At 43.4% G+C, this 851-nt stretch carries 2 protein-coding genes; both read right to left on the bottom strand.

Annotated features, from left to right (window positions below; translation table 11 throughout):
* Positions 1 to 501, bottom strand: a 501-nt coding sequence (locus tag A3739_RS02535) for an SCP2 domain-containing protein (RefSeq protein WP_068500132.1), incomplete at its 3' end; no start/stop codon positions are given.
* Positions 501 to 851: class I SAM-dependent methyltransferase (locus tag A3739_RS02530; protein ID WP_197471978.1), on the bottom strand; the 351-nt coding region annotated here is incomplete at its 5' end. The genes A3739_RS02530 and A3739_RS02535, both read right to left, overlap by 1 nt.

Raw genomic sequence — 851 nt, 5'->3', positions numbered from 1 at the left:
GTATTTTACGAACTCTTCTAGGTCTTTCACGAAGTTTTTGCTGAAGGTCTTTGCAATGGTGATGCTTTGTTTTGCGCCGCTGCTGATAAATTTTGCTGGTGTATCGCCAATGAAGTTAGCTAGCAAGCCTTCCCAGTCGATATCTAAATTATCTGCAAAACGCTGAATTTGTTGTGCGCGTACGGCATCACCAGTAAACGCAAGGTCGCCTGAGTTCAGTAGAGTGGCAGTGTCTCTATAAGCGGCCAATTTTAATAGTCCTGACAGGCTGGCGGTCATGGTGACTGTTGGAGCTTGCTCTGCAGATAAAAGTAAGATGCGATTGTTTTTTGCGCCAATGAATAGCGATTGATTTAGATTGCTAATACGTAGTTCGAGCACACAGCCATTAAGAGGCTTTAGTTTTTGTTCTGAACCTGGATCCATAGATAAGGTAGCGTTGAGTGTTTTCTCAACGCTAGGTGCGAACTGTTGGAATAAAGGTTGGCTAAAGATGTTCACTACGCCTTTACTCCGGTGTGTAGAGCAACAATGCCGCCAGTCATATTTTGATAGCGCGTATTAACGAATCCTGCCTCATCCATCATACCCTTCAAGGTTTCTTGGTCTGGATGCATACGAATAGATTCAGCTAGGTATTTATAGCTTTCACTATCATTTGTGATGAGCTTGCCCATCATAGGGAGTGCGGTGAATGAGTATTTGTCATACACATCACTAAGCACTGTGTTAGTGGGTTTTGAAAATTCCAATATCAAAAGTCTGCCGCCCGGTTTCAATACGCGGAACATAGAGCGGATAGCTTTATCTTTATCAGTGACATTTCTTAAGCCAAACGCGATCGATACGGC

This window comes from Oleiphilus sp. HI0067, from assembly GCF_001635735.1.
The sequence above is the reverse complement of the archived record's forward strand: the minus strand, read 5'-3'. Positions and strand labels throughout refer to the sequence as shown.